This window comes from Companilactobacillus halodurans (genome assembly GCF_009600995.1).
GTDB classification, from domain to species: Bacteria; Bacillota; Bacilli; order Lactobacillales; family Lactobacillaceae; genus Companilactobacillus; species Companilactobacillus halodurans.
This window is the reverse complement of record NZ_VDFO01000001.1, coordinates 24,282-49,779: the sequence shown is the minus strand read 5'-3', so window position 1 is coordinate 49,779 and position 25,498 is coordinate 24,282. Positions and strand designations below refer to the sequence as shown.

Genomic DNA, 25,498 nt, shown 5'->3' with positions numbered 1-25,498 from the left:
GGAATTATTTAATGGCACAAAAAAATCAATCGAATGTTGTAATTGTCACTATCGCGGTATTTATTGCGACATTTATGACAGCAATTGAGGGGACGATTGTCTCGACGGCGATGCCAACAATTATTGGAAGTTTGCATGGCGTCAGTTTAATGAACTGGGTCTTTTCAATTTATTTGCTGATGACGGCGGTAGCTACGCCTATTTATGGAAAATTATCAGATATTATTGGACGAAAACCGATTCTTTTGATAGGTTTAGTTATTTTTGTTATTGGTTCGACTCTTTGTGCGATGTCGAACTCGATGTTGACATTGATTTTAGCTCGGGTGATTCAAGGTATTGGTTCTGGTGCCATTCAGCCTTTGACTTTTACGATTATCGCTGACATTTATCCACTGGAAAAAAGAGCTAAAATCCTTGGTTTCAATGGTTCCGCGTGGGGAATTGCTGCAATTATTGCGCCATTATTAGGTGGTTTTATTGTTGAACAATTAAGCTGGCACTGGGTTTTCTTGATTAACTTGCCAGTTGGTCTATTGACTATGGCTTTGATTTGGTTCTTCTTTAAAGAAGACAAGAGAGAACATGAAAAAATAAAAATTGACTATTCAGGTACAATTTTGTTGATTTTGGTTCTTTTGCCATTGATGTTGGCACTTCAATACATTGGTAGCACTAATCCAATGTTGCCAATAGGTTTAGTTTTAGTTTCGATTATTTCAATCTTTGTGTTTATCAAAGTTGAAAAACATGTTAGTGATCCAATTTTACCTTTAGAGCTATTTAAAAATAAAACTTTTGTTATTCAAAATGTTTTAGCACTTTTGGTTAGTGGTTTCTTGATTGGTTTTGAAGCTTATATCCCAACTTGGATGCAAGGTCTACTAGGATTAAGCCCTTCAATGGGAGGATTTGCTGTCACACCTAGTTCCATAGTTTGGATTTTGGGTTCATTCTGGGCTGGTACGTTGATAAAAAAAATGGCACCTAATCGTGTCATTTATATCAGTCTCTTTTTCTTAGCCATTGCTAATGGTTTGTTATTGTTAGCAAATGCCAGCACGCCATTTTGGTACTTCTGCGGTTTAGCAGGGATTGCAGGTCTAGGTTTTGGTTTAACGATTACCACAACTACTGTCACAGCCCAAACGGTTGTCGACCCAGAAAATGTTGGAGTGGCAACGAGTTTTAATACGTTGTTGCGGACTATTGGTCAATCGATGATGGTTTCAGTTTATGGAATCGTTTTGAATACAGCTTTAGCCAAAGGGGCTGCAGAAAACAAAAATATTACAGTCGATATGATGAATCAATTGATTGATCCACAAACGGCTAGTTCCTTGCCACATCAGCTTTTACCCAAAATGCGACAAATTCTTTTTTCAGGATTGCACAATATTTACGTCGCTTCTCTTGTACTATTAGTAGTGGGATTAATTCTTAATGCCTTTGAGTTGAAGAATAAAAAAATCCTTCATGCTAAATAATAGAGTATTGAAAGTTAGGATTGTAGCCGCTAAGAGGTAGCCACCGAGGACATCGCTAGGATAGTGGACACCTAAAAAGATTCGACTGTAACCAACCAAAATAACCAACAAAATGGCAATCATACTGATAATTATTTTGATGCTGATTTTTTTGAAGATAAATAAACTAATTATCAGTACTGAAATGTATAAAGCAAATGAACTGGCAGAATGTCCACTGGGGAAACTATAACCTCCGGCATAGACGAAATGATGATGTTCAGGGCGTGGTCTTTGAACGATCAGTTTGATCAAACTATTGAGTCCAGCAACGACGACCTTATTTAAGACTAGAAAAATGGCAGCATAGTTATATTTTTTAATTATTAATATGATAAAAATAATCGCTGCTATTGTAATGGTTTGATAGGTGTCACCAATATTGGTAACTTGTCGGAAGAAAGTAAGCGTCAGGTCATTTGCATGATAGATTTGCCTAATTAAAGTCATGTCGAAGTTTTTGATTAAAGTTGTTTTTAGAGCTACATTCAAGCTCCAAAAGCAAAAGGCGACCAGTAAAAGTATATTTAGGATAGTTATTTTTGCAAATATTTTCATAATTTTTGATCTCTCTATTGTTTAAGTTTTTGTTAAGAAATATAATAAAGTATAAAGATTTTGAGGGAGAGCAGATACTTATGGTTATAACACGTCGTGAGCGCAAAATCGAAGATAGTCGTTTGACTAAATTAAATAATAAAAAAAATAAGAACGCAAATTTACGTCGAAATATGACAATTTTGGGGTCTAGTGTTTTTGTCGGCACTGCCGTAGCTGAAATTACTAGTATTTCTGCGCCAACGCCAGTTAAGGCTGAGGCTTTGTCGGTCAGCAATTTAATATCACAAAATTCAGCGGCAGTTACTACTCCCGTAAGTTCCACTGGTGTCGGTGATGAGCAATTTCTTGATTATATTGGTAATTCGGCTCGTAAATTAGCTTCTAACAATGACCTGTATGCGTCAGTTATGATTGCTCAGGCCATGGTTGAAAGCGGTTGGGGAACTAGTGGCTTAGCAAGTTCGCCAAACTATAATCTCTTTGGTATCAAGGGAAGTTACAAGGATTCATCTGTTAATATGGGTACTCAAGAAGATGATGGAACAGGTAATCTTTATTCAATTAGTTCTAATTTTAGAAAATATCCTTCATACAAAGAGTCTTTGGAAGACTACGTCAGTTTAATTCGTGGCGGTACTTCAGAAAATTCACAATTATACGCTGGAGCTTGGAAGAGTAACACTGATTCTTATAAAGATGCTACAAAATTTTTAACAGGCCGTTATGCAACCGATACAACATATGCTGATAAATTGAATAGTATGATTGAAAAGTACGATTTGACTCAATTTGATACTAATCTTTCAGATAAGGATCAGACATACACTGTCAGTCAAGGCGATACTGTTCAATCAATTGCTGATAAATTTAATATAGATAAGAACAGTTTGATGAGTTTGAATAATTTGAAGACTGATAATTATATTTATCCAGGCAAGACTTTGACGATTAAAAAGATTATTGGCAATGACGCCACACAGACAACTCAAGCTGCATCGTTGACGAATTTGGCAAATACTACGAATACCAATAGTTCTAATGACAACGATAAAATTGTTGATACAGGGAATGTTTCAGACGCTTATGGAACTCAACAAGCTCCAGTTATTGTTCAAGATGAACGCAATGGAGTTAAAAAGTATGTTGCTTCTGACGATACGACCGATACATCTTCAATCGATGTGCAAAATGATTATAATTCAAATGATAATAACGATTCAGGAAATAAAAATAATTATACTGTAACTGTTCAAAGTGGCGATACAATTGATTCAATTGCTTCACAAGCAGGAACAACGATTGACAATATTAAACAATTAAATAACTTAAATTCAGATTTATTGGTTGTCGGTCAATCATTATTGGTATAGAATGTAAAACAACGGAAATAGTAGATAATAGAAATGCTTCTCAGAAAGTGCATGGGGATGTGAATGCATAGATTTCTATTTTCGAACTCGTCCACTGATTTAGTTGCCGAACTTCAGTAAGCGACTGCGAATGATCCTCGTTAAGGATTTCAAGAGTCGTACTTATTTAGTGCGGAACTTAGGTGGTAACGCGATAACTCGTCCTATGATTATATAATCATGGGACTTTTTTTGTATAGGAGGAAAAATATGTACAATCACAATACCGTAGAGAAAAAATGGCAAAAGTATTGGAAAGAACACGATACTTTTAGAACAACTAATGATCCAAAGAAAAAGAATTTTTATGCCTTGGATATGTTCCCATACCCATCAGGACAAGGACTTCACGTAGGTCACCCTGAAGGATACACAGCAACAGATATTGTTGCCAGAATGAAACGTGCACAAGGATATAATGTTTTGCATCCAATGGGCTTCGATGCTTTTGGGTTGCCAGCTGAACAATATGCTTTGAATACGGGTCACAATCCTGCTGACTTCACAGAAAAAAATATTCAAAACTTCAAGCGTCAAATCAATTCATTAGGCTTCTCTTACGATTGGGATCGTGAAGTACAAACAACTGATCCTAAGTTCTATAAGTGGACACAATGGATCTTTGAACAAATGTACAAAAAAGGTCTCGCTTATGAAGCAGAAGTACCAGTTAACTGGTCTCCAGATTTAGGTACAGTTGTGGCTAATGAGGAAATTATCGATGGCAAAACAGAGCGTGGCGGTTTCCCAGTTATTAGAAAACCAATGCGTCAATGGATGCTAAAGATTACAGCTTATGCAGACAGATTGATCGATGACCTTGATGATATCGATTGGCCAGAAAGTATCAAAGAACAACAAAGAAATTGGATTGGTCGCTCAGTTGGTGCTCAAATCACTTTCCCAGTTGTTGGTTTTGACGATAAAATCGATGTCTTCACAACTAGACCAGATACTGTTTTTGGAGTTCAATACATGACTTTAGCTCCAGAACATGATTTAGTTGATAAGATTACTACTCCTGAACAAAAAGCAGCTGTAGATGCATATAAAGAAAAAGTTTCACACAAGTCAGATCTTGATAGAACTGATTTGAATGATGAAAAGACCGGAGTCTTCACAGGAGCTTACGCTACTAATCCTGTCAATGGCGACAGAATTCCAATTTGGATTTCTGATTATGTCTTGGTAACTTATGGTACAGGTGCCGTTATGGCCGTTCCTGCTCATGATGATCGTGATTTTGCTTTTGCTAAGAAATTCAATTTACCAATGAAACAAGTTATTGAAGGAAATCTTGATGACGGTGCCATTACTGGTGATGGCAAACATATTAATTCTGATTTCTTGGATGGATTGAACAAAAAAGATGCTATCGATCGCATGGTTGAATATCTTGAGGATAAAGGCTTTGGTAAGAAAAAAGTTAACTATCGTCTTCGTGATTGGGTCTTCTCACGTCAAAGATATTGGGGTGAACCAATCCCTGTCATTCACTGGGAAGATGGAACGACTTCATTAGTTCCAGAAAATGAATTGCCATTGGAATTACCAGCTGATCAAGATATCAAACCTTCAGGTACTGGTGAAAGTCCACTTGCTAATTTAACTGATTGGGTAAATGTTGTGGATAAAAATGGTCGTAAAGGTAAACGTGAAACTAATACGATGCCACAATGGGCTGGTTCTTCATGGTATTACTTGAGATATATCGATCCACATAACGATAAAGAGTTGGCTGATTATGACTTATTGAAACAATGGCTACCAGTTGACTTGTATATTGGTGGAGCTGAACATGCTGTCTTGCACTTGTTATACGCAAGATTTTGGCACAAGGTATTATATGATTTGGGTGTTGTCCCAACTAAAGAACCATTCCAAAAATTATTTAATCAAGGAATGATTTTAGGCAAGGGTCATGAAAAGATGTCTAAGTCTAAAGGTAATGTCGTTAACCCTGATGATGTCGTTGAATCATACGGTGCTGATACTTTGAGAACTTATGAAATGTTCATGGGTCCATTGGATGCTTCAATTGCCTGGTCAGAAAATGGCTTGTCAGGTTCAGCTAAATTCTTGGATCGTGTTTGGAACTTATTCATTAATGATGATGATTACAGCACAATTCGTGAAGGCTTCTTAACTAAGGAAAATGACGGTAAATTAGATAAAGTTTATAATGAAACAGTTAAGAAAGTAACTGAAGACTTTGATGCTTTACACTTTAACACTGCTATTTCTCAAATGATGGTCTTTGTTAACGAAGCACATAAGGTTGACACAATGCCTAAGGCTTACGCTGAAGGTCTAGTGAAGATGCTTGCACCAATTGCTCCACACATGATGGAGGAACTTTGGAGTAAGTTTGGTCACGATGAATCAATCAGTTACGCTAAATGGCCTACTTATGATGAAAAGAAATTGGTTTCTGATACAGTTGAAATCATTTTACAAGTCAATGGTAAACTTAGAGACAAGATTAAAGTTGCTACAGGAACTTCTAAAGATGATTTAGAAAAAATGGCTACAACTGATGAAAAAGTTAAGAAATTTACAGATGGCAAAAATATCGTTAAGATAATTGCTATTCCTAATAAATTAGTTAATATCGTAGTAAAATAGGAAATAAGAAAAAGAGCTTCGGATTTTCCGAAGCTCTTTTTTTACGTCATTGATGGCAGAGACCAAGCAGTATTTAATATTATATATGATATGAAGGAATTTCAATTGAGAATAATTGCTTAATGCAAACTTTTAGGTGAGTTTTAATAATGAATCAATCTCTTGCCATCAATAGATTTATATTACCATTTATCTTGATTAAATAGCCTTTACAATTTATCGTATCTGTAAAGTTTAAGCAACATTTGAAATTAATTTGCAATTTAGTTAATTTAAGAGTAATTTTAGATTTTTAAGATGAGAACTTTGCTATAATTAAATGGACAGTTTTTAAGGTGGTGCATGTTTTGGGCGTAAATAATAGCCGTGATAATGAAGAAGTTATGCCGGTGTTGGAACCAGAAGTTTCTTCACAAGATACCATGTTGAAAGGTTCAGCATGGATGACGGCTGGAAGTATTTTTTCACGTATTTTAGGTGCAATATATATCATCCCTTGGATGGCTTGGATGGGCTCATATTATCCAGCTGCTAATGCTCTATTTGCCAAAGGATACAATATTTATAGTTTATTTTTAATCGTGTCGACAGCAGGTATTCCGGGTGCGATATCGAAACAGATTTCACATTATAATGCCTTAGATCAGTATTCGACAGGTAACAAATTATTCAAACATGGATTAAAAATCATGACTTTTATGGGAGTGATTTTTGGAGCCATTATGTACTTTGGAGCACCAGTTCTAGCGACATTGTTCACTGATGGCGACCCACGAAGTATCCCAGTTATCAAATCTTTAGCCGTAGCGGTTTTGATAATTCCTATCTTGAGTATTTTAAGAGGTTATTTGCAAGGCTATGCAGATATGGCGCCTTCAGCCATCTCGCAGTTTATTGAGCAGATTGCTCGTGTTGTTTACATGTTGATTGCGACTTATATCATTATGGTCATTAATAAGGGCAGTTATATTAATGCTGTTGTTCAATCGACATTTGCGGCTTTTATCGGAGCAGCTTTTGCAATTGGAATCCTAGTTTTAGCTCTCTTAAAGAAACTACCAAAATTAAGGCAGCTTTCGCGTAACGGTAAGCCAGTGACTGATGTAAATGAAAGAAACTTTACTAAAGAGATTTTTGAGCAAGCTGTTCCATTTATCATTCTCGATGCCGGAATAACTTTCTTTAATCTTTATGATCAGTCAACTTTTAATCAATTTATGAGAATGTTCGTCAATGCGACGGGTGCACAATTGGATAACTATTATTCATTGTTTGGTTTTCAAGCTAATAAATTAATTATGATTATCGTGTCATTGTCGACCGCTATGGCCGTTACAGCAGTGCCGATTTTATCTGGCCTCTATTCAAAAGGAGACGAAGGAAAGATTGAAGGACAAATTTCTAATACTTTGGAGTTATTCTTTTTTATTATGATTCCGGCTTCTTTAGGAATGTATGCTGTGGCTCAACCATTATGGACGACATTCTATCGTTATGACGCCTTAGGAGTTTTGATGTTGCAATTCTCATCAGTAATTTCAATTCTACTAGGATTGTTTACCGTTCTTTCCGCAGTTTTGCAAGCGTTGTATCGTAATCGTTTAGCTATTAAGTACTTTGTTTATGGTTTTATTGTTAAAGTGGTCGTTCAATTGCCAATGATTGCCATCTTCCATGAATTTGGACCTTTAGTAGCAACCAGTATCGGAATGGCCGTAGTTTGTTGGTTAATGACTAAAGAATTACATGCAATTTATCCATTTGATACTGGTCGAATAACTCGTCGTATCAGTGGAATCATTCTCTTTTCATTGATTATGTTCGTGTCAGTAATTTTTGTTAACTGGGTCGTTTTCCATTTCGTTGGCAATACTGATCGAATCATCAGTGTAGTCGTTTTGATTCTTGAGGCAGGATTAGGTGGCATAATTTACGGTTATCTAGTTTTGAAAACTTCCTTAGCTGATAAGATTCTAGGATCTAAAGTTGCTCGAATCAGAAAAATCTTTAATATGAAATAAATAAAAATCATCAATTTTTTTAAGAATTGATGATTTTTTCATTTCTTATGATAAATAGTGCCCATTTTCATAGCTGAAACTAGCCATGTACTTTGGTAGTTTTTCAATCAAGAGCGAAGGCAAGATAACGTAATGTTTTTTATTGAGTTTATCGGCAATATAACTATGAATTAAAAGGGCTGCCGAAATTGTTTCAATTGAAAATCCAAATTGACCAATAAAACCAGCCATGATACCTGTTAAAGTATCGCCCATACCACCAGTAGCCATACCAGCATTTCCAGCAGTTATTTGTAGGACCTTGCCTTGATAATAGATTTCTGAATGATGTTTTTTCAAAACTAAAGCGGCTTTGGGGTTTAGCTTATGCAATTCATCAATATTATTGAGTTCATTTTGCTCATGAATTTTAAGCGTCGAGAGTCGTTCCCATTCTCCTTGATGTGGCGTCATAATAATTTTAGCATTAGTTGTCAGCGGTATTTTTTCTTCTGCAATTAAGGTTAATGCTGACGCATCGATAATTACTGTCTGATTTTTCGTAGCTTCTTTTAAAACAACTTTAACCAAGCCCTTGGCAACCGATGAGATTCCTAATCCAGGGCCGATTGCAATGACGGTATTATTCTGGATTGCTTCTAAGAGGTCGTTTTTATTTTGATAATCAATTGTCATAGCTTCAGGAATCCGCGTATTGATAGCAGTGAACTTTTCAGGGACGGTTGCAACTGTCACTAAACCGGCACCGCTAGCAACAGCAGCACTGCTACAAAGGATGGCGGCGCCACCAAAGTGAGTTGATCCAGCGATAATCAGGATTTTTCCGTAATTTCCTTTGTATGATACGGGATTTCGGAGAGTGATTACTTGATTCAAGATGTTTTTATTGATTTTTTCCATTACAATACCCTCCATTTGTAGTATCATTTTAATTGTAAGCCAATTTAGTGATTATTTGTATTGTTTTGCCGCTGTGGCGGAATTGGCAGACGCGCAACGTTCAGGTCGTTGTCTAGTTTTCTAGGTGCGAGTTCGAATCTCGCCAGCGGCATAAATACAGGAAAAAGTTAGGAAGAAGTGCAAAATGCATTTCTTACTATCTTTTTTATATAAAAAAACTACTTTTTAAGATTTCTAATTAGAAATCAGTTTCACCTAGTGCATGTTGAGCAGCAACGTTTAAGATACTCCATTGTCTGTCAAAACCAGGTTGGAAGAAGAAGTCAGCATCGGCTAAATCTTCAACGGTTAATTTATGTTGAATTGCTAAGGCTAGAACATTTCCTTGAGCAGTGATGTCATAAGTTGAAAGAACGGCACCACCTAAGAGAACGTGTGAACTTGGATTGAAGAACAATTGAACACAAACTTTAGGATTATCTTTTCCTTGAGGCACGTAAGCAGGTCTCAAGTCTCCTGAATAAAATGATGATTTAATTTCAACGTTTGAGTTCTTAGCTGTAAAACTGTTGAGGCCACTTTCAGCAAAGTGATAATCAAAGACGCTCAAAGCTGAAGAACCAACAACGCCACCAAATGGCAATGCAGGAACTTTCTCGAAGAGATGCTTGATAACGTATCTTGCTTCACGACGGGCGACAGTTGCTAAAGCGATGGGAACATGGTTATCAGCGGGGATTGAATAAGCCAATGTAGCATCACCGATAGCATAAACATCTTTTAGATTGGTTTGTAGATATTCGTCAACTTTGATCCAACCACGATTGTCTAGGTCAACAGTACCTTTGAGCCAATCAGTATTTGGTTTGACACCAGCAGCTTGGATAACTAAGTCGCTAGGGTATTCAGCTTTGTCAGTTTTAACGCCAGTAACTTTGCCATTTCCAGTGTATTCTTTGATATTAGCGCTAGTTACAACTTTAACGCCCTTATCTTCAAGGTGAGTAGCTAAGATGTCAGTCATTTCACCATCAAGGTAAGTACCTAATGGACGATCGATAACATCTAAGATAGTGACATTTTTGCCGGCTTTTTTACTTGCTTCAGCAGCTTCAATACCGATATATCCAGCACCAACGATTGTAACGTTTTTCACTGCTGGGTCTTCAAGTTTAGCTTTAATCTTTGTTGCCCAATCGTAACCACGCATTAGAAAAACATTTTCGAGGTCGTTTCCAGGAACGGGGATGGACTTAGGATTTACACCAGGACTAAGAATAAGTTTGTCATATTCGTAGTCAGCGTTAGTATTGTTTTTCGTATCGACAGCTGTAATTGTTTTCTTGTCAGCGTCAATTTTTGTTACTTGGTGGTTATTTAAAATTTCGACATTTTTGTTTTCAGAGAAATCGCTTGGTCTGAAATTACGAACGTCATTGACATCGGTGACACTATTTTCAAGATATAATTCAGTACCACAAGACATGAAGGAGACAAAATCGCCAGCCTCGAATAATTTGATATCAACGTCGTCGTAACGCTTAAGCAATTCAAGAATTGATTGATGCCCACCGTGTGATGCACCAATAATTACTACTTTTGTCTTTGACATAAAAAAACCTCCGCTTTGATTTATAAAATAACTTAATACGTTCTAAGAATATATCTATTAAAAAGAGGTGTCAATCGATAAGTTAGTTGACAATAGTAAATAATTTAAGTGAAACTAAGAAACAAATTACATCTAAAAAATCAGCCTTGATAGTACTTGAGTCAACGTTTTAGGATTCATTGACAGTCCATCTTTTTGCATTAGCTGTTGAACTTGTTCTTTAGTTTCTTTATCTTTTATTTTCTTTAAATATTGAAAGCCTTCAATAGTTAGACCATTCAATTTGATTAAAGTGACGTATTTAAGGGGACTGATGATTCCAGAAATAAGGTTATCGTTGATCATACTAATCGTAGTATCTTGCATGTCTTGAATTAAAAACTGATTAGCATTATCGCTAGCAATATAATCTTTAACGATTTGGTACTTTTGTGCCTTGTCTAAAAGTTCTTGGAAATCTTTGGGATTGTCTTCAGCCATAATTTCCAAAATCATTTTGTAAATATCAAACTTATTCATTTTTTCACAGCCTTTCACATCTAATTATAAATTAAATTGCGAAAACTTTAATACAAAATAATGGCAGATATCTTGTCTATAGTTAATTATTTGCATAAATACCCTTTAAAACGCCATAATTAATGGTAGAAATAAATTTTAGGAGATTTGGGAAATGTTAAAAGAATTTAAAGATTTTATCAGTCGAGGCAATGTCATGGATCTTGCCGTCGGAGTTATTATGGGTGCTGCTTTTACAGCTATCGTTCAATCATTAGTAGGCAATTTGATTAATCCTTTAATCGGTCTCTTTTTAGGAAAAGTAAATTTGAGCAACTTAGTTTTGGAAGTAGGGGATGCGACCTTTAAGTACGGAACTTTTATTGAATCTATCATTAACTTTATCATTATCGCCTTTGTCGTTTTTCTATTGGTTAAATTTATGAATAGGATTATCAAAACCCGTGAAGCTGAACCAGAAGAGGACAATAAAGATGAAGAAATCGTAATGTATTTGAAGAAGATTTCTGAATCATTGGATGAAAAAGAAAACAACAAATAAAAAACGTAACTAGCTGAAAAAATCAGGCTAAGTTACGTTTTTTTAGTGTCATAAGGATTTTTATTCAATTGAATCAATTGTTTGCCAAGTCCATTGACTGACATATTCACCAAAGACAGATTTATTTTTGACTGACTTAAAGGTTAGTTCGAGATTTTTTAAAACTTCATTGGTGAAATCATTAGTAAAATGCCATGGCTTTTCATCTTTTTTAACGGATTGACCTATTATTAAATTTTTAGAACTGACCCTTTTATTTTTCCAATAGACTTTATGAGAAATATATTTAGATTTATCGGTTTCTAAGGCTAAGGCTTTAGTAGAAGTGTCCGGATCGTGACTAGATTGACTATCATCGCCATCTTCACTATGATGATGAGTTTCTTCTTGATTTTTATTAGATTTGTAAAATCTTGCAATCGATAAGGTAACGTTAATTGGATGAGAACTATTTTCTCTAAAATCATCCAGGATAATTTTTCCTTCTTTTATGGTTGGCTTTATTTTTTTAGAACTAATTGGTGAAATAACTAAACTTCCTAAATCGATTTTTTGGGGTGCAATCAGTTGGGTACTGCCTGATTTGTGTTGAAAGTAAAAATCTTCTTTTCCAATATTGTCTTCGTCATCAACAATTTTAAAAGTGATTTTATGTGGTTTAAAGTCGTTTTGCGAACCAATATTTAAATCTTGAAGTTCCCAAAATGCGAAGCGACTATTATCTTTAACAGGAACATTTTCCTGAATAGCTTTTTCTTCGCCGTCGTCAATTGAATAGGAAATAGATTTGATGTTTTTGCTGTCCTTGTCGCTCCAAATACCTCTCAAGGTAATCTGATGGGAGAAAGGGGTGTGCGGATCTTCGTAACTAGAACTAGGCGAGATAACATTGATTTGCGGTTGGTTTGTTGTATCCTTGATGAATCTAAAAATCGTTTCTTCAATTGTAGATAAATGACCTTCACCATCTTTCATAATGAAACGAATGCGATGTTTGCTCTTATCAAGGCCTCGAAGAGGGATGGATTTTTTGATTTCGTTGACTTTGCCGCTTGCAGCTTCATTATTAGTTTGGACGCCATTCGCAAGTATTTGCAGATCATTAGGATTCATACTATCGACCGTGTAATAAATTGTTGCGTTAGTGCTGTCAAAGTCGAACCAACTGCCAGTAATGGGGAGGTCTTTTTGGCCAAGAATTAAGATATTTGGTTTGTCGTCAGTCCCTTTATCATCAATTTTCAAAACAGGATTGAAGTCTTTACCATTAACGTCTGTTTTAGTTGTATATTGTATTTTGGATGATTTACCAACCTCTAAATCGATTGTCGGCGAATGCATTGTTAAACCAGTATCCCACATTGATTCAGCTCTTGATGCACCTAAACGTGTTCCTGCGGTTAAATTATTTTCAGCATCGCCTAAATCACGTTGATCATCGAATGCATTATAGAGATTTTCGGGAACATAAGGCGATTTATATGTTTGAGTTTTACGATCGTAAAAGTTATTTCCGACTAAGCTGACTCTTCCTTTTGGCTTACCGACTTTCCACGGATAATATCTTTCGGTTGTTCGACCGATTTCTAACAAGCCATGAGTAACCATGTATCCTTTAGTAGCAATGTATGAATGTGAAATTGACCTTGCGGCCCAGGCCTTAGGTGGATAATTGCTTTCTTTAGTATAAATACTAGTTCGGACTTCATCGTTTTTTGATTGGATATACATTCCACGATTATTACCCAAAGAATACATTGGTAAATAATTTCCAGCTTTTTTTCCGTCAACGGAAATAATTTCTTTGCCATCTTTATTTAGAGAAAAATCTTGGTTAGAAAAAGCTGTGAAGTTATTAATTGTTGTTTTCCCAGTATTTTTAGATGAAATAATAGTGATTATTCGTCCGCCTTTGTCAAACTTCTGGCGAATCGTAGTAGTCACTTCCGGATTGGCGCGGCCTTTTTTTTCAGAATCAAAAGCTCTTTGTCGAAAAACCAAACGCTGTTCCTCAAAACCGGTATTAGGATCGATTCGATAAAAGAAACGTGGCCTCTCTAAAAAGGCAAAACTGTATCCTGCTTTATCTGGACCAGAAGTACCTGGCAATAGCCAATTATCGGTTTGTTGCACAGTATTATAGAGGGTGTTAGAGACAAAAGAATTCGGTGAGCCGTAAGGTCTGTTTTCTATTTCTAAATTATACAATCCTGTATCAAGATTCTGGTTGTCTCCATAGTGAGTCGTGTAAATATGGTTATTGGGACTTCGTAATCCATCGGAAATACGACTGCCTTTGTCAGCAAATAAAATGGCTGAATTAGCAGCTGTCAAACTGACTTGCCTTGAATCACCCTTTTTTTGATAAGCATCTAAAAGCGATATATTTTGGGATGCATAAACATAATCGCCAAAATAAAGGTATGGCCTAGTGGTGGTGCCATCTGAGTGTTCTAAAATCGGTCCTTCACTTAATCTTAAACTATCGGCCTCAGTCCAGGTTCCTTCTTCAAAGTTGGCAATTTCTTCTTCAGTTAACCATTCATCATCTTCTGCAGCGAGTCTAGAATCTTTAGTTTGTTCATTCATTTCTCTGCGGAAAATTTCATTGTGGTTGGAGTCTAGTGCAATCAGTGTAAAATCTTTTTTGTTAGTAAGCAGCATTTTGAAATCAATTTTGTCAGGATTATCAAGTGTAACTTTAATTTCTTCAGAAGTTATTTCCTCAATTTTTTGCGCTCCCAGTTCCTTTTTTAATGCTTGAATGTCGATAGCATTTTCTGTAGTGGTTTTAAAAAATAGTTCTTTTTTATCTTCCAATACATAACTGATGATTAATTCCTCGTGGTCTTTAGTTTCAAAGTGTTGAACTACATCAGCATCAGTTACAGGCTTAGCTTTGGTGATGGTTGGTTTGGAAAATAATATTGTTAGAAAAAATACAAAAGTAAGCTCTAGTATAATTAATCCTTTTTTTAACACAAGCAATCCTCCCTCGCAAACAATTTTATAATCTTATCATTGAGTGAAGAATTTTCTAATTCAAAAATTAGGAGGTTTTTTTTTGTTAAATGAAGCAAGAAATATTAATTGTTCAATGAAAAATATTAATTTGAAATAGAAGTTATAGTGTCTATTAAAATATTTATGAAACTAAAAGCACGGCCTATCAATTTAGGCCGTGCTTTTAATGATTAAAATTAATCGTTCTTATGGGTTTTCTTGATTGGTAGTTCAACTACAAATTCGCTTCCATGAGGCAAATTATCTCTTACAAAGATGTTTCCTTTATGATTAGTGACAATTTGTTTGGCAATTGCCAACCCCAAACCATGACCGCCGCTACTTTGATTTCTAGATTTATCAACTCGATAGAATCTTCCAAAGACTTTTTGTTTATCACTGTCACTGATGCCAACGCCAGTGTCGGAAATAATGAATTGATATTTGGAATTTTCAACGTGATCATAAATTTTAATTGTGCCATTTTTAGGAGTGTATTTTGTAGCATTGTCCAACAAAATTATCAATAATTGTTTAATTTTATTACGGTCAAGATTAAGCGTCGGTTTATGACGCAAGTTTATTTGAAAGACCTTTTCTTGTGAATTGATGATGTCCTTAAAAGGGATGATTGGGTCTTTTAAGAAGAACTGTGGTTTGGTTAATTCAAAGTACAGTTTGGTAGTTGCCTGGTCGAATCTTGCTAAATCCAAGAGGTTATTCGTTAAAGAATTCAAACGACTGACTTCATCGAGTGACACTGAAATTGCCTCGGCTTCATCGATGATTTTTTGCTTAGGTTTAGTTAGCATGTACTCTAATTTACCTTGGATAATTGTCAACGGCGTCCGTAATTCATGGGCAGCATCATTAACAAATTCAGTTTGTTGCTTCCATGATTTGACGATGGGCAACATGTTGATACGAGCTAAAAAGTATGAAGTAATTAAAGCGGCAATCCAAAAGAGAAAGAACGTGATAATTAGAATCTTTTCAAAGTTTTCCATTGATTGAATCTGGGTATCGATGTTTTGCATGATTAAAACGTAATGTCCAGCATACATTGGATTATTATTATTTTTCGATACTTTGATTAAAATAGAACGGAAATTCATATTGTTTATCGTGATAGTTTGTTTCAAATTCAAATTCTTTTTTCTCAATTTAATGTTTTTAACAACAGAGTATCGATTACCAAGACTAGACCGGTTCAGTAATTTACCTTTTGAATTGAAAATCAAAATTGAAGTTTGAAAGGGCGCTTTGGGTTCTGGCCGGTGGAATTGATCGTCAGGACCTTGTGGAGTAGGAGAACTATTAACTTTTCTTTGCATATTAGGTTGTTTTTTTATAGCCGTGACTTGAGACTTGATGTCTTTATCAATGCTTCGATAGGTTGAAGATTGAAAAAGATTAAAAATAATCAATCCTAAGGTTAAAAATAAAATGGCAAAAGCAGCCATTATTGAAAGAAAAAGCTTAAATTGCTGGCGACGCGTGATGCGATTTTGTTTAGAATTAAGCTTCATCTTGGAAGATGTACCCAACATTTCTGATGGTCTTGATTAGGCCATCATTTTTTGATGGACGAAGTTTTTTTCGTAAGTTGCTCATGTAAACTTCGACCACTGTAATGGAGGTATCCGAATCGAATCCCCAGATACGTTCAAAAATTTGATCTTTGGTCAAAATTGTATTTTTATTTTGAAACAAATATACCAATAAATCATATTCTTTTCCATTGAGTGACAATGGATTTCCGCCAGCAATAATTTCGTGGTTATTGAGATTTATTTCAAGATTCTTAATTTTTAAGGTTGAATCGTCAGTTAAAACACCAGTCCGCTTTAATAAGGCTTTAACACGAGCTAATAATTCTTCACGATGAAATGGTTTGGTTAGATAATCGTCAGCTCCAAGATTAAAACCGTGCACTTTATCATCAATATCGGCTTTAGCTGTCAAAATTAAAACCGGTGTATTTATTTTTGCATCACGGATATTTTTTAACACATCATAACCGTTCATTTCAGGCAACATAATATCTAAAATTATTAAGTCGTAGACATTTTCTGTTGCAGCAAATTTTCCGCTGAGGCCATCGCCTTCAATGTCTATTTCTGAGAAGTCGCTTAAAAAAGAGGCGATGTTGTCAGCTAAATTCTTATCGTCTTCAACTACTAAAATTTTTATATTATTTGTCATAGCAAACTCCTTTGTCTATTTCATATATACAATTATAAATCATATTATCCGATTTAAGCTTAGTTTAAGCTAGTTTGTCTAATCTTGTTTTTGTTGTTAGGAAAGGAAATTTAACAGATGAAAAAATTTTTACAATTAGGACCGATTGTTTTTTCGATTTTAATTTATTCAATCATTTGTTTTTTAGTAAATATTGCTATTTAAAGATTGGAGAAGCTAAATGATGAACTCAAAAGAACCAAGTCGTGTTCAAAATAACAAAAAATCCCATTTCTTAAATAAATTAAGAACTATTAAATATGATTATTGGTTAATAGCCATTTTGATTTTAGCGGCATTTTTATATGCTTGGAATATTTGGGAAGCCGGTGAGGCCAACAACTTTTATACTGCTGCAGTCGTTAGTATGACTAAAAGTTTTAAGAATTTCTGGTATGCCAGCTTTGATCCTGCTGGTTTTATTACGGTTGATAAGCCACCAGTTGCATTGTGGTTTATGACGATCAGTGCAAAAATCTTTGGCGTTCATGGCTGGAGCGTAGTTTTACCATCAATTTTGTTTGGAATTGGATCAGTTTATTTAATCTATAATTTGATTTCTAAACGTTTTGGTAGAATTCCAGCTCGAATTGCCGCTTTGATTATGACATTGACGCCAATTGTCGTGGCTGATTCAAGAACTAATAATATGGATGCAACTTTGATCTTCTTCCTGTTGCTGTCGTTTTGGTTTGTACAAAAAGCTGTTTTGAAACAACAACAACGCTATCTTTGGATTGGTTTTGCTTTAATTGGTTTCTCGTTCAATATCAAAATGTTGCAAGCCTTTATGGTTTTACCAGCACTTTATTTGTATTACTGGCTAGCAGCTCAGACCAATTGGAAAAAGAAGTTATCTCACTTATCGATTGCAACGATTTTTCTTGCAGTCTTTACGTTATTTTGGCCTTTGTCAGTTGATTTAACCAATTCTTCGAACCGTCCTTATGAGGGTGGCTCTGAAACTAATTCAGCTTTGGAATTAGCCTTTGGATATAACGGTACTCAAAGATTATTAGGTCAAACAACTGGAACAGGTGGAGCCTTCCCAGGAATGGGGAACTCTTCTAAGAAAAATGGTAAATCCATGACCCCACCATCTGGCAAGAAATCAAAAAAGCCAAGTGGGACTAAAGCAAATAAATCAATGACGCCTCCAAGTGGGTCTAAGAAATCCGCAAAGGGTAATCCACCAGCAATGCCCAATTCAAATAAAAAATCTGGTTCAAAGACTCAAGCTGGCAATGCTCCTAAAATGGCTGGAGGAAAGACTGGTAATACAGGTAATGCTCCTACCGGTGGTGGTACTGGCGGTGGAGGCTCTGGAGCCTTCAATATCGGTACTGCCGGACCATTTAGATTGCTTCAAAAAGAATTAGGACCACAGATCAGTTGGTTGATGTTAATAGCTTTATTTGGATTAGTTTCAAGTTATGCTTATTTTAGAGGTTCCAAGATGAAGAAATGGTATTCACTCAATTCCCAAAGAACGGAACTTTGGTTGTGGATTGGTTGGCTGGTACCAGTAGCTGGATTCTTCTCTATTGCCAGTTTCTTCCATCCTTATTACATGATTATGTTGGCACCCGCAATAGCTGCTTTAGCTGGAGTTGGAATTTACACTATGGTAAAACAGTGGCGTGAAAAATCATTCTGGTCAATGTTATTGCCTTTGTCGATTCTTTCCACAAGTATTCTTCAGGCCTGGTATTTGAACAATTATTATCCAACGTTATCTTGGGTCTTGTTGATTGCTGGTATTATTATTTCAATTCCGCTATTCGTTTTACCTTGGATAGCGATTAAATTAAAGAACAAACGAGCTTGGCCGATTGCAGCTTTAATAATCGTTTTATTGGCACCTACTTGGTGGTCGCTGACTCCAACGCTTGCTGGGTCGAGTGATGGGATACCAAGTGCCGGGCCATCATTGCTTACTGCCTTAGGCAATGGCGGCGGCATGGGAGATTCCCAAGTCGATTCCACCTTGTTGACTTATTTGGAAAAACACCAAGGAAAAGCCGAATATTTGTTTGCAACAGATGACTCAAGTACAGCTTCTCCTTATATCATTGCTACTGGTAAAGCTGTTATGGCAATGGGTGGTTTCAATGGGACTGATAAAGCTATCACGCTTAGTCAATTCAAGAAACTTGTTAAGGAAGGCAAATTAAAATATTACTATTCTGGCGGTAAAACCGGCGGTTCTAACAATGAAATCGTTAGTTGGATTAAAAAACATGCCAAAAAAGTTAATCTTAAGACCAAAAATTCTATAACTGGTAGTGCAAGTTCTGTAACTGTTTCTACTAAAACAGAGACTAAGACGATACCACAAACGCCTAGTCAAAATAATGAAGACTCATCTTCAACGCCACCAACGAAGCCTAGTGGTTCAAATAAGCAACCTCAAAATGGTCAAGGGCCATCTGGACAAGCACCAAGTGGTCAAAAACCATCTGGTAATAAGAAACCAAGTGGCAAGAAGATGACTAAGTCTCAAATGAAGAAATTACAAAAAAATATGAAACAGCCAGGTATGAAGGAACCATCTTCTATGGGACAAGGTCAAGGCGGTCCTGGTCAATCAGGTACGCTCTATGATTTATCCAGTATTTATAAGTAATCAGTGAAAGGACATCTTTTATGAAAAATCAATTAATTTCAATCGTCTTGCCAGTCTTTAATGAAGAACCTGGAATTCAAGCTACAATCGATACTTTACTAAATTATATTGAGCAGCAAGAAGAAGACTACGAATTGATTTTCGTTGATGATGGATCGACGGATAAATCAGTTCAAATCATTAATAAGGCACTTGAGCAACATTCAAATATTAAATTAATCGAGTTTTCCCGTAACTTTGGACATCAGTTGGCAATTACTGCCGGACTTCAATATACGAAAGGGGATGCAGCGGTTGTAATGGATGCTGATTTACAAGATCCTCCAGAAGTAATCCCACAAATGATTGAAAAATGGCATGAAGGCTATGAAATTGTTTATGGAAAGAGAATTCAACGAGACGGCGAAACTTTTTTCAAAAAATTTACAGCCAAAATGTTTTATCGTGTTTTTAGAAAATTAGCCACAATCGATATGCCTCTTGATACAGGAGATTTTCGATTGATGGATCGAAAGGCTGTTAATCAATTATTAAAATTGCATGAGCAAGATCCTTTTGTTCGAGGTCAGGTAACTTGGATTGGTTTTCGGCAAACTAGTGTCAGATATCATCGTCAAGAAAGATTTGCGGGTAAGACTAAGTATCCACTTTCCAAGATGATTAAATTAGCATTAGATGGCGTCATATCTTTTTCGCTGAAACCTTTGCATTTTGTAAATATTTTTTCGATTGTACCTTTTGTAAGTGCAATTTTTTCTTTAGGCTACATGATTGCTAGTAACAATTTTAGTTTAGTTTCAATTGGAATAACGGTCTTGTTATTTACGCTTGGCTTATTGATGCTAGCCATTGGCATCCTTGGCAGTTATGTGGGTCGAGTTTTAGACCAAGTTAATAATCGTCCACGCTTTATTGTCAGCAAGACTAAGGGCTTTGAACAAAGGAATAAAGCAATCCATCATTTCAGTGCTCAAAGAATAAATAATTAATAAAAGATTAGAAAAATTCTTTTTTACTTTAAGAGATTTCTGGCTTTTTAATTGCCAAGTAATGTGTTACAGTAATGTTAAATTTGATAGTTATTAAAGTTGTTTGATGGACAACCTATCTTATCAAATTGAACATGAACTATCCCATTCATAAAAAAGAAGCTGACGAACACCCAGTCGTCAGCTTCTTTTCTTTTTATCTATTTTATTTTGTCTTCTATATTAGTAGATATCGCCATTGTAAATAGAATTTTTAACAATTACGTAGTCAACTTTTCGAAGCGAATTAAGGTCTTTACCACCAGCATAGGAGATTGAGGATTGAAGATCTTGTTGCATTTCAGTTAAGGTGTCTTTGATTTCACCTTTGTAAGGAATCAACATTCTTTTTCCTTCAACGTTTTTATAAGCACCTTTTTGATATTGAGATGCTGAACCGAAATAGGCTTTGTACTTTTGACCATCTTTTTCAATGATTTTACCAGGGGATTCCTTATGTCCGGCTAGTAGTGAACCAATCATGACCATACTGGCACCAAAACGGATAGATTTGGCGATATCGCCGTCATTTCTCACACCGCCATCAGCAATGATAGGTTTGCTTGCAGCCTTGCCGCAAAGACGAATAGCAGCTAATTGCCAGCCACCAGTACCAAAGCCAGTCTTTAATTTAGTGATACATACTTTACCCGGTCCAATGCCCACTTTAGTAGCGTCTGCACCAGCGTTCTCTAGTTCACGAACTGCTTCAGGAGTACCGACATTACCGGCAATTAAAAATGAATCAGGTAAATTCTTTTTAATATATTTAATCATTTGAATTACTCGATCGCTGTGGCCATGAGCAACATCAATCGTAATATAGTCAGGCTTTAAACTTTCGTTGACAAGTTGATCGATAAAATTGAATTCCTCTTTTTTAATACCAACGCTGATTGAAGTGAAGAGGTTTTTTTGATTCATATCTTTAATAAAGTCAATACGTTTTTCAGGTTCGAAACGATGCATGACGTAAAAATAATCATTTTGAGCTAACTTTTCAGCCAGCTTTTCATCAATAATGGTTTGCATATTGGCAGGAACAACCGGAATCTTAAATGTTCTAGGTCCAAATTTCACACTAGTATCACATTCTGAACGACTGTCAACAATACATTTATTCGGAATTAGTTGAATATCTTCATAGTCGAAAACTTGCATTTATTTATACACCTCATTAATTACGAACAATTATTATTTTTATATTCAATTTCGTTCGTATCTATAATTTAACTGTAATTTACTGAGAAGTCAAATTAAAATTACTAATTATCTAGGGTGTAGTTAGGTAGTGTGATAGAATTTTCATATATAATAAATTTGGTATTTAATATTGGAATTTTTTGAAAAAAGAAATGAAAACATTTGACACTAATAAATGTAATTGGTATCATCATCTTATTATTAATAAAACGGTTTATTAATAACGTTTGTTAGAGTCTCTCAAAAAATTGGTATATACATAATAGGAGTGGTTAGAAGTGCGACAATATACTGCAGAAGACATTACAAAAATGGTAAAAGATGAAAACGTTGAGTTTATCTGCCTGATGTTTACAGATATCAACGGAATCATCAAGAATGTGGAAGTTCCAGTTTCACAATTGGATAAAGTTCTTGCCAATAAGATTACCTTTGATGGTTCATCTATTGATGGTTTTACGAGAATTGAAGAGAGCGATATGTTGCTCCATCCAGATTTGTCTACATGGTTGATTTTCCCATGGGGCGAAGAACATGGTAAAGTTGCACGTTTGATCTGTGATATTTATAAGACAGATGGAACTCCGTTTGAAGGCGACCCTCGTGTTAATCTCCAAAGAATCATTAAGAAGATGAACGACATGGGTTACACTCATTTCAATATTGGACCAGAACCAGAATTTTTCTTGTTCAATACTGATTCACAAGGAAATCCTACTTTACATCTTAACGATGATGGAAGTTACTTTGACTTCTCACCAGTTGACTTAGGTGTAAACGTTCGTAAGGATATTGTTTTAGAATTAGAAAAGATGGGCTTTGAAGTCGAAGCTAGTCACCACGAAGTTGCCCCAGGACAACAAGAAATTGATTTCAAGTATCAAGATGCTTTAGCTGCTGCTGATAGTATTGAAACTTTCAAATTGGTAGTTAAGACAATTGCTAAAGAACATGGCCTCTATGCAACGTTTATGCCTAAACCAATCCAAGGAATCAATGGTTCAGGAATGCACATCAATATGTCATTGTTCAATGGCGATGACAATATCTTTGATGATGAAAATGATCAATTGTCAGACCTTGCTAAACAATTCTTAAGCGGTATCTTAAAACATGCTCGTGCTTTAACAGCCGTTAATAATCCAACTGTTAATTCATACAAACGTTTAGTTCCAGGCTATGAAGCTCCAACATACATTGCTTGGTCAAGCAAGAACCGTTCACCATTGATTCGTGTACCTGCTGCATCTGGCAAGTCAAAACGTATCGAAATGAGAAGTGTTGATCCTACAACAAATCCATACCTTGCAATCGCATGTATCTTAGATGCTGGCCTTGACGGTATTCAAAGCAATTATGATTTGATGCCAGAAGTTAAAGACAACATTTATGAAATGTCAGAAGAGAAACGTCGTGAAGAAGGTATCGTTGATTTGCCATCTACTTTGCACAACTCCTTGAAAGCACTACGCAAAGATGAATATGTTCAACAATCACTTGGCAAGGGACTAACAAATAGTTTCTTCATTGCTAAGAATGCTGAATGGGCAAGATATCAACAAACAGTTTCCCAATGGGAAAGAGATACTTACATGTCCCAATATTAATTTACAAATTTCAAAATAATAGCACCACTCAATTCTAGTTGAATCGGGTGGTGCTTTTTTATATCTATGTTTAAATTAAATTGTGCAAGTGAATAAATTAATTTGCTTATTGTTTATTAGTATAAATCGATTGTAATAATAAGGTTGTTTATTAATTGCTTTTTTTATGAGAGGAAGATAAAAAATCCTAGAAAAGGTGACGGTTGAAAACACATTTAAGTTTTAAAATATTTGAAAAGCGTGAAAACCGCTACAAAAGACAATTAATGAATAGAGAATTAAATATTTATTTGGATGCTTTTCTCTGGAAATTCATTTTTTTAAATGTTAGTATTTAGCGTAATCAAAATTCTGATTACTGCTTTCCCCCCAGAGAGCATAAAGAGCCTCAGCTTAGCTGAGGCTCTTTTTTTGTGCAATTGACTATTTTATTCTCTAGTAAGGCTTAAAACCGCAGAGGCCTTTAGGGAATTTTTATTGTCTTTTCCAATGGTGAGCCAGTCTGCAGCACTGATGAGACCTTCAAGTTTATTTTCTTCATCATCTTCAGTCACTTTACCATCTTCAAAATTGCCTTTGAAAATGCAATCGAGATAGTAGTGATCAGCGTTACTTGCCATTAAAGATGATTGGTATTTCCAAGCGATAATATATGTTTCTTCAGTAATATGGATACTTCTTCCATTAACGAGATTGATATTTAAAGCCATGATACCGCCTCCTTAGTTTGATTATAGCAAAAATTGGTAATTAACTTGTAACTTGAGGAAATTACTTTTAAAAATTGAAATTGAATTAATAAAAGAATAAATTGTTGAAAAATTTAAAAGTTTATTAAAAATATTTTTTCTGAATAGGTTTTGCCGATAGTGTACGGATTGTATATCTAAAAAAAATATTCTGTTATAAGCTGTTAGCTACCAAGAGTTTTTGTGTGAGGTTGAGAATGAAAAGGAAAGTTTTATTAGCTTTATCCTTATTGTTTTTTTTATTAATGAGTGGCTGTATCAATCGAAAAATTGATTACCAGATTCCTACTAGTAAAAGTCAATTTATTCACCAAGGAAATCACAATCGATACCAATCTCAAGAAAAAATGTTAAGAGAGTTTATCGAAAACAAATTAGTTACTAAAAAAGGTATCTACACCAATTTTAAGCAACAAAAAGTCTCAAAAGACTCCGCTAGTGGGCACGAAATGTTGAGCGAGTCATCCGGCCTTTGGTTGGAATATTTAGCTTATACGCATCAATATCAAAAATTTCGTCAGTTTTATCAAGCGACGAAAGAAACTTTTAACCAAAAAACGCAGTTTAGTTACCGTTATGATCCTAAGACTAATAAATTGAATAATGTGAACGCAACTCTGGATGATTTGCGAATAATTCGCGCCTTACAGATTTATGCAGACTTAACGAATAGTAAATCTTTTAAAAAAGAAGCTGCTAAACGATTTGCCATGTTAAAGAAAAATACGATGTCTAATGGTAAAATTGCCAGTTTTTATGACGTGAAATCAAAGGAAGACAGTGCTGAAGGTTCGCTGTCATATTATGACTTAATGACTTTGAAATATTTTGAGTCAGTTTCCAAGAAATCTAAAAAAATGTATCGACAACAATTAGAGGTCGTTGAAAGTGGTTATTTAGGCGATGCCTTTCCACTTTACGCTAATTATTACGACTGGTCCGATAAGTCATACAGTCAGGACAATTTGAATACCTCTGAATCGTTAGAAACAATTTTGCATTTATCTGAGGTTAAGAAGGTTAAAGAGGCTTCACTGAATTGGCTAGAGCATCAAGTGGATAACGATACGCTTTATAATAGTTATTCGGTAAATGGGGGAGTAATCGATAAAGAGCATTCTGCCGGAAGTTATGCCTTAGCTGCGATGATTTTTTCAAGGGAAAATAATTCTAAAATGTATCATCGAGCAATGGGATTGGTTCTTAAATATCAGGTTACCGATAAATCTTCTGCAATTTATGGTGGGATTGGGATTGGCCAAAAAAATGAAGCTTATTCTTACAATAACTTGATGGCATTAATGGCTTCTAAATACTGAGGATT

The 25,498-nt window shown here is 35.3% G+C and carries 18 protein-coding genes, 1 tRNA gene and 1 other annotated feature; of the genes, 10 read left to right on the top strand and 9 right to left on the bottom strand.

Annotation, left to right across the window (positions count from 1 at the left end):
• Window positions 1-11 precede the first annotated feature (11 nt).
• Window positions 12-1,487: an MDR family MFS transporter gene (locus FHL05_RS00190; protein WP_153521749.1), complete on the top strand. Its 1,476-nt coding sequence runs from the start codon at window positions 12-14 to the stop codon at window positions 1,485-1,487.
• Here the strand turns inward: FHL05_RS00190 and FHL05_RS00185 are convergent.
• Window positions 1,434-2,084 carry a phosphatase PAP2 family protein gene (locus FHL05_RS00185; RefSeq protein WP_153385007.1) on the bottom strand — a complete coding sequence of 217 codons (651 nt, stop codon included), beginning with the start codon at window positions 2,082-2,084 and terminating at the stop codon, window positions 1,434-1,436. The two genes, FHL05_RS00190 and FHL05_RS00185, sit on opposite strands and share 54 nt — an antisense overlap.
• An 80-nt stretch (window positions 2,085-2,164) precedes the next feature.
• Here FHL05_RS00185 and FHL05_RS00180 point away from each other — a divergent pair, with 80 nt between their 5' ends.
• The 3 genes from FHL05_RS00180 to FHL05_RS00170 all read left to right on the top strand — a co-directional run bounded on the left by FHL05_RS00180 (window position 2,165) and on the right by FHL05_RS00170 (window position 8,142).
• The gene (locus FHL05_RS00180) at window positions 2,165-3,457 is read left to right on the top strand and encodes a glucosaminidase domain-containing protein (RefSeq protein ID WP_153521747.1); all 1,293 of its coding nucleotides are present in this window, start codon (window positions 2,165-2,167) and stop codon (window positions 3,455-3,457) included.
• Window positions 3,456-3,666, top strand: a binding site (T-box leader). It overlaps the preceding gene by 2 nt.
• Window positions 3,667-3,706: 40 nt before the next feature.
• Window positions 3,707-6,121: a leucine--tRNA ligase gene (gene leuS / locus FHL05_RS00175; RefSeq protein WP_153521745.1), complete on the top strand. Its 2,415-nt coding sequence runs from the start codon at window positions 3,707-3,709 to the stop codon at window positions 6,119-6,121.
• 383 nt (window positions 6,122-6,504) lie between these two features.
• Window positions 6,505-8,142, top strand: coding sequence for a putative polysaccharide biosynthesis protein (locus tag FHL05_RS00170; protein WP_153385075.1), 1,638 nt, complete (start codon window positions 6,505-6,507; stop codon window positions 8,140-8,142).
• Between the two features lie 45 nt (window positions 8,143-8,187).
• Here the strand turns inward: FHL05_RS00170 and FHL05_RS00165 are convergent, their stop codons facing one another.
• The gene (locus FHL05_RS00165) at window positions 8,188-9,042 is read right to left on the bottom strand and encodes an NAD(P)H-hydrate dehydratase (RefSeq protein WP_153385004.1); all 855 of its coding nucleotides are present in this window, start codon (window positions 9,040-9,042) and stop codon (window positions 8,188-8,190) included.
• Between the two features lie 67 nt (window positions 9,043-9,109).
• On the opposite strand from FHL05_RS00165, the gene FHL05_RS00160 reads away from it, so the two are divergent.
• Window positions 9,110-9,193 (top strand) — tRNA-Leu (locus tag FHL05_RS00160).
• A gap of 87 nt (window positions 9,194-9,280) precedes the next feature.
• On the opposite strand, the gene FHL05_RS00155 is transcribed toward FHL05_RS00160, so the two are convergent.
• Together FHL05_RS00155 and FHL05_RS00150 are read right to left on the bottom strand one after the other, a co-directional pair.
• Entirely contained in the window at window positions 9,281-10,654 is a 1,374-nt protein-coding gene (locus FHL05_RS00155) for an FAD-dependent oxidoreductase (RefSeq protein ID WP_153385003.1), read from the bottom strand.
• Window positions 10,655-10,786: 132 nt separating this feature from the next.
• Window positions 10,787-11,173: a hypothetical protein gene (locus FHL05_RS00150; RefSeq protein ID WP_153385002.1), complete on the bottom strand. Its 387-nt coding sequence runs from the start codon at window positions 11,171-11,173 to the stop codon at window positions 10,787-10,789.
• 154 nt (window positions 11,174-11,327) lie between these two features.
• Here FHL05_RS00150 and mscL point away from each other — a divergent pair, with 154 nt between their 5' ends.
• A complete protein-coding gene (mscL, locus tag FHL05_RS00145; RefSeq protein ID WP_153385001.1) occupies window positions 11,328-11,714 on the top strand; it encodes a large-conductance mechanosensitive channel protein MscL in 387 nt (128 codons plus the stop codon).
• Window positions 11,715-11,774: 60 nt separating this feature from the next.
• On the opposite strand, the gene FHL05_RS00140 is transcribed toward mscL, so the two are convergent.
• The 3 genes from FHL05_RS00140 to FHL05_RS00130 all read right to left on the bottom strand — a co-directional run bounded on the left by FHL05_RS00140 (window position 11,775) and on the right by FHL05_RS00130 (window position 16,922).
• Window positions 11,775-14,696, bottom strand: a complete 2,922-nt coding sequence (locus tag FHL05_RS00140) for a hypothetical protein (RefSeq protein WP_153521743.1) — start codon at window positions 14,694-14,696, stop codon at window positions 11,775-11,777.
• A gap of 218 nt (window positions 14,697-14,914) precedes the next feature.
• On the bottom strand, window positions 14,915-16,267 hold the full coding sequence (locus FHL05_RS00135; protein ID WP_153521741.1) for a sensor histidine kinase: 1,353 nt from the start codon (window positions 16,265-16,267) through the stop codon (window positions 14,915-14,917).
• On the bottom strand, window positions 16,236-16,922 hold the full coding sequence (locus FHL05_RS00130; RefSeq protein WP_153384997.1) for a response regulator transcription factor: 687 nt from the start codon (window positions 16,920-16,922) through the stop codon (window positions 16,236-16,238). The genes FHL05_RS00135 and FHL05_RS00130 overlap by 32 nt, the downstream gene beginning before the upstream one ends.
• Window positions 16,923-17,145: 223 nt before the next feature.
• Here FHL05_RS00130 and FHL05_RS00125 point away from each other — a divergent pair, with 223 nt between their 5' ends.
• Both FHL05_RS00125 and FHL05_RS00120 read left to right on the top strand, forming a co-directional pair.
• Entirely contained in the window at window positions 17,146-19,587 is a 2,442-nt protein-coding gene (locus tag FHL05_RS00125) for an ArnT family glycosyltransferase (protein ID WP_153521783.1), read from the top strand.
• A gap of 20 nt (window positions 19,588-19,607) precedes the next feature.
• A complete protein-coding gene (locus FHL05_RS00120) occupies window positions 19,608-20,576 on the top strand; it encodes a glycosyltransferase family 2 protein (protein WP_153384996.1) in 969 nt (322 codons plus the stop codon).
• 222 nt (window positions 20,577-20,798) lie between these two features.
• Here the strand turns inward: FHL05_RS00120 and FHL05_RS00115 are convergent, their stop codons facing one another.
• Entirely contained in the window at window positions 20,799-21,776 is a 978-nt protein-coding gene (locus FHL05_RS00115) for a GMP reductase (RefSeq protein WP_153384995.1), read from the bottom strand.
• A 320-nt stretch (window positions 21,777-22,096) separates the two neighbouring features.
• On the opposite strand from FHL05_RS00115, the gene glnA reads away from it, so the two are divergent.
• Window positions 22,097-23,425 (top strand): type I glutamate--ammonia ligase, encoded by a 1,329-nt coding sequence (glnA, locus tag FHL05_RS00110; RefSeq protein WP_337692527.1) that lies wholly within the window; start codon window positions 22,097-22,099, stop codon window positions 23,423-23,425.
• Between the two features lie 428 nt (window positions 23,426-23,853).
• Here glnA and FHL05_RS00105 read toward each other — a convergent pair whose 3' ends face one another.
• Complete coding sequence (locus tag FHL05_RS00105) at window positions 23,854-24,135, bottom strand: hypothetical protein (RefSeq protein WP_153384994.1); 282 nt, start codon at window positions 24,133-24,135, stop codon at window positions 23,854-23,856.
• Between the two features lie 236 nt (window positions 24,136-24,371).
• Here FHL05_RS00105 and FHL05_RS00100 point away from each other — a divergent pair, with 236 nt between their 5' ends.
• Window positions 24,372-25,493 carry a hypothetical protein gene (locus FHL05_RS00100; protein WP_153384993.1) on the top strand — a complete coding sequence of 374 codons (1,122 nt, stop codon included), beginning with the start codon at window positions 24,372-24,374 and terminating at the stop codon, window positions 25,491-25,493.
• The last annotated feature ends 5 nt before the right edge of the window (window positions 25,494-25,498 follow it).

Excerpts from the sequence above, each read along its gene's own strand:
- FHL05_RS00115 (WP_153384995.1), bottom strand. The coding sequence starts at position 21,776 with ATGCAAGTTTTCGACTATGAAGATATTCAACTAATTCCGAATAAATGT.
- FHL05_RS00135 (WP_153521741.1), bottom strand. The coding sequence starts at position 16,267 with ATGTTGGGTACATCTTCCAAGATGAAGCTTAATTCTAAACAAAATCGC.
- FHL05_RS00120 (WP_153384996.1), top strand. The coding sequence starts at position 19,608 with ATGAAAAATCAATTAATTTCAATCGTCTTGCCAGTCTTTAATGAAGAA.
- FHL05_RS00105 (WP_153384994.1), bottom strand. The coding sequence starts at position 24,135 with ATGGCTTTAAATATCAATCTCGTTAATGGAAGAAGTATCCATATTACT.
- FHL05_RS00125 (WP_153521783.1), top strand. The coding sequence starts at position 17,146 with ATGAACTCAAAAGAACCAAGTCGTGTTCAAAATAACAAAAAATCCCAT.
- FHL05_RS00130 (WP_153384997.1), bottom strand. The coding sequence starts at position 16,922 with ATGACAAATAATATAAAAATTTTAGTAGTTGAAGACGATAAGAATTTA.
- mscL (WP_153385001.1), top strand. The coding sequence starts at position 11,328 with ATGTTAAAAGAATTTAAAGATTTTATCAGTCGAGGCAATGTCATGGAT.
- FHL05_RS00150 (WP_153385002.1), bottom strand. The coding sequence starts at position 11,173 with ATGAATAAGTTTGATATTTACAAAATGATTTTGGAAATTATGGCTGAA.
- FHL05_RS00180 (WP_153521747.1), top strand. The coding sequence starts at position 2,165 with ATGGTTATAACACGTCGTGAGCGCAAAATCGAAGATAGTCGTTTGACT.
- FHL05_RS00170 (WP_153385075.1), top strand. The coding sequence starts at position 6,505 with ATGCCGGTGTTGGAACCAGAAGTTTCTTCACAAGATACCATGTTGAAA.
- leuS (WP_153521745.1), top strand. The coding sequence starts at position 3,707 with ATGTACAATCACAATACCGTAGAGAAAAAATGGCAAAAGTATTGGAAA.
- FHL05_RS00100 (WP_153384993.1), top strand. The coding sequence starts at position 24,372 with ATGAAAAGGAAAGTTTTATTAGCTTTATCCTTATTGTTTTTTTTATTA.
- FHL05_RS00165 (WP_153385004.1), bottom strand. The coding sequence starts at position 9,042 with ATGGAAAAAATCAATAAAAACATCTTGAATCAAGTAATCACTCTCCGA.
- FHL05_RS00155 (WP_153385003.1), bottom strand. The coding sequence starts at position 10,654 with ATGTCAAAGACAAAAGTAGTAATTATTGGTGCATCACACGGTGGGCAT.
- FHL05_RS00190 (WP_153521749.1), top strand. The coding sequence starts at position 12 with ATGGCACAAAAAAATCAATCGAATGTTGTAATTGTCACTATCGCGGTA.
- FHL05_RS00185 (WP_153385007.1), bottom strand. The coding sequence starts at position 2,084 with ATGAAAATATTTGCAAAAATAACTATCCTAAATATACTTTTACTGGTC.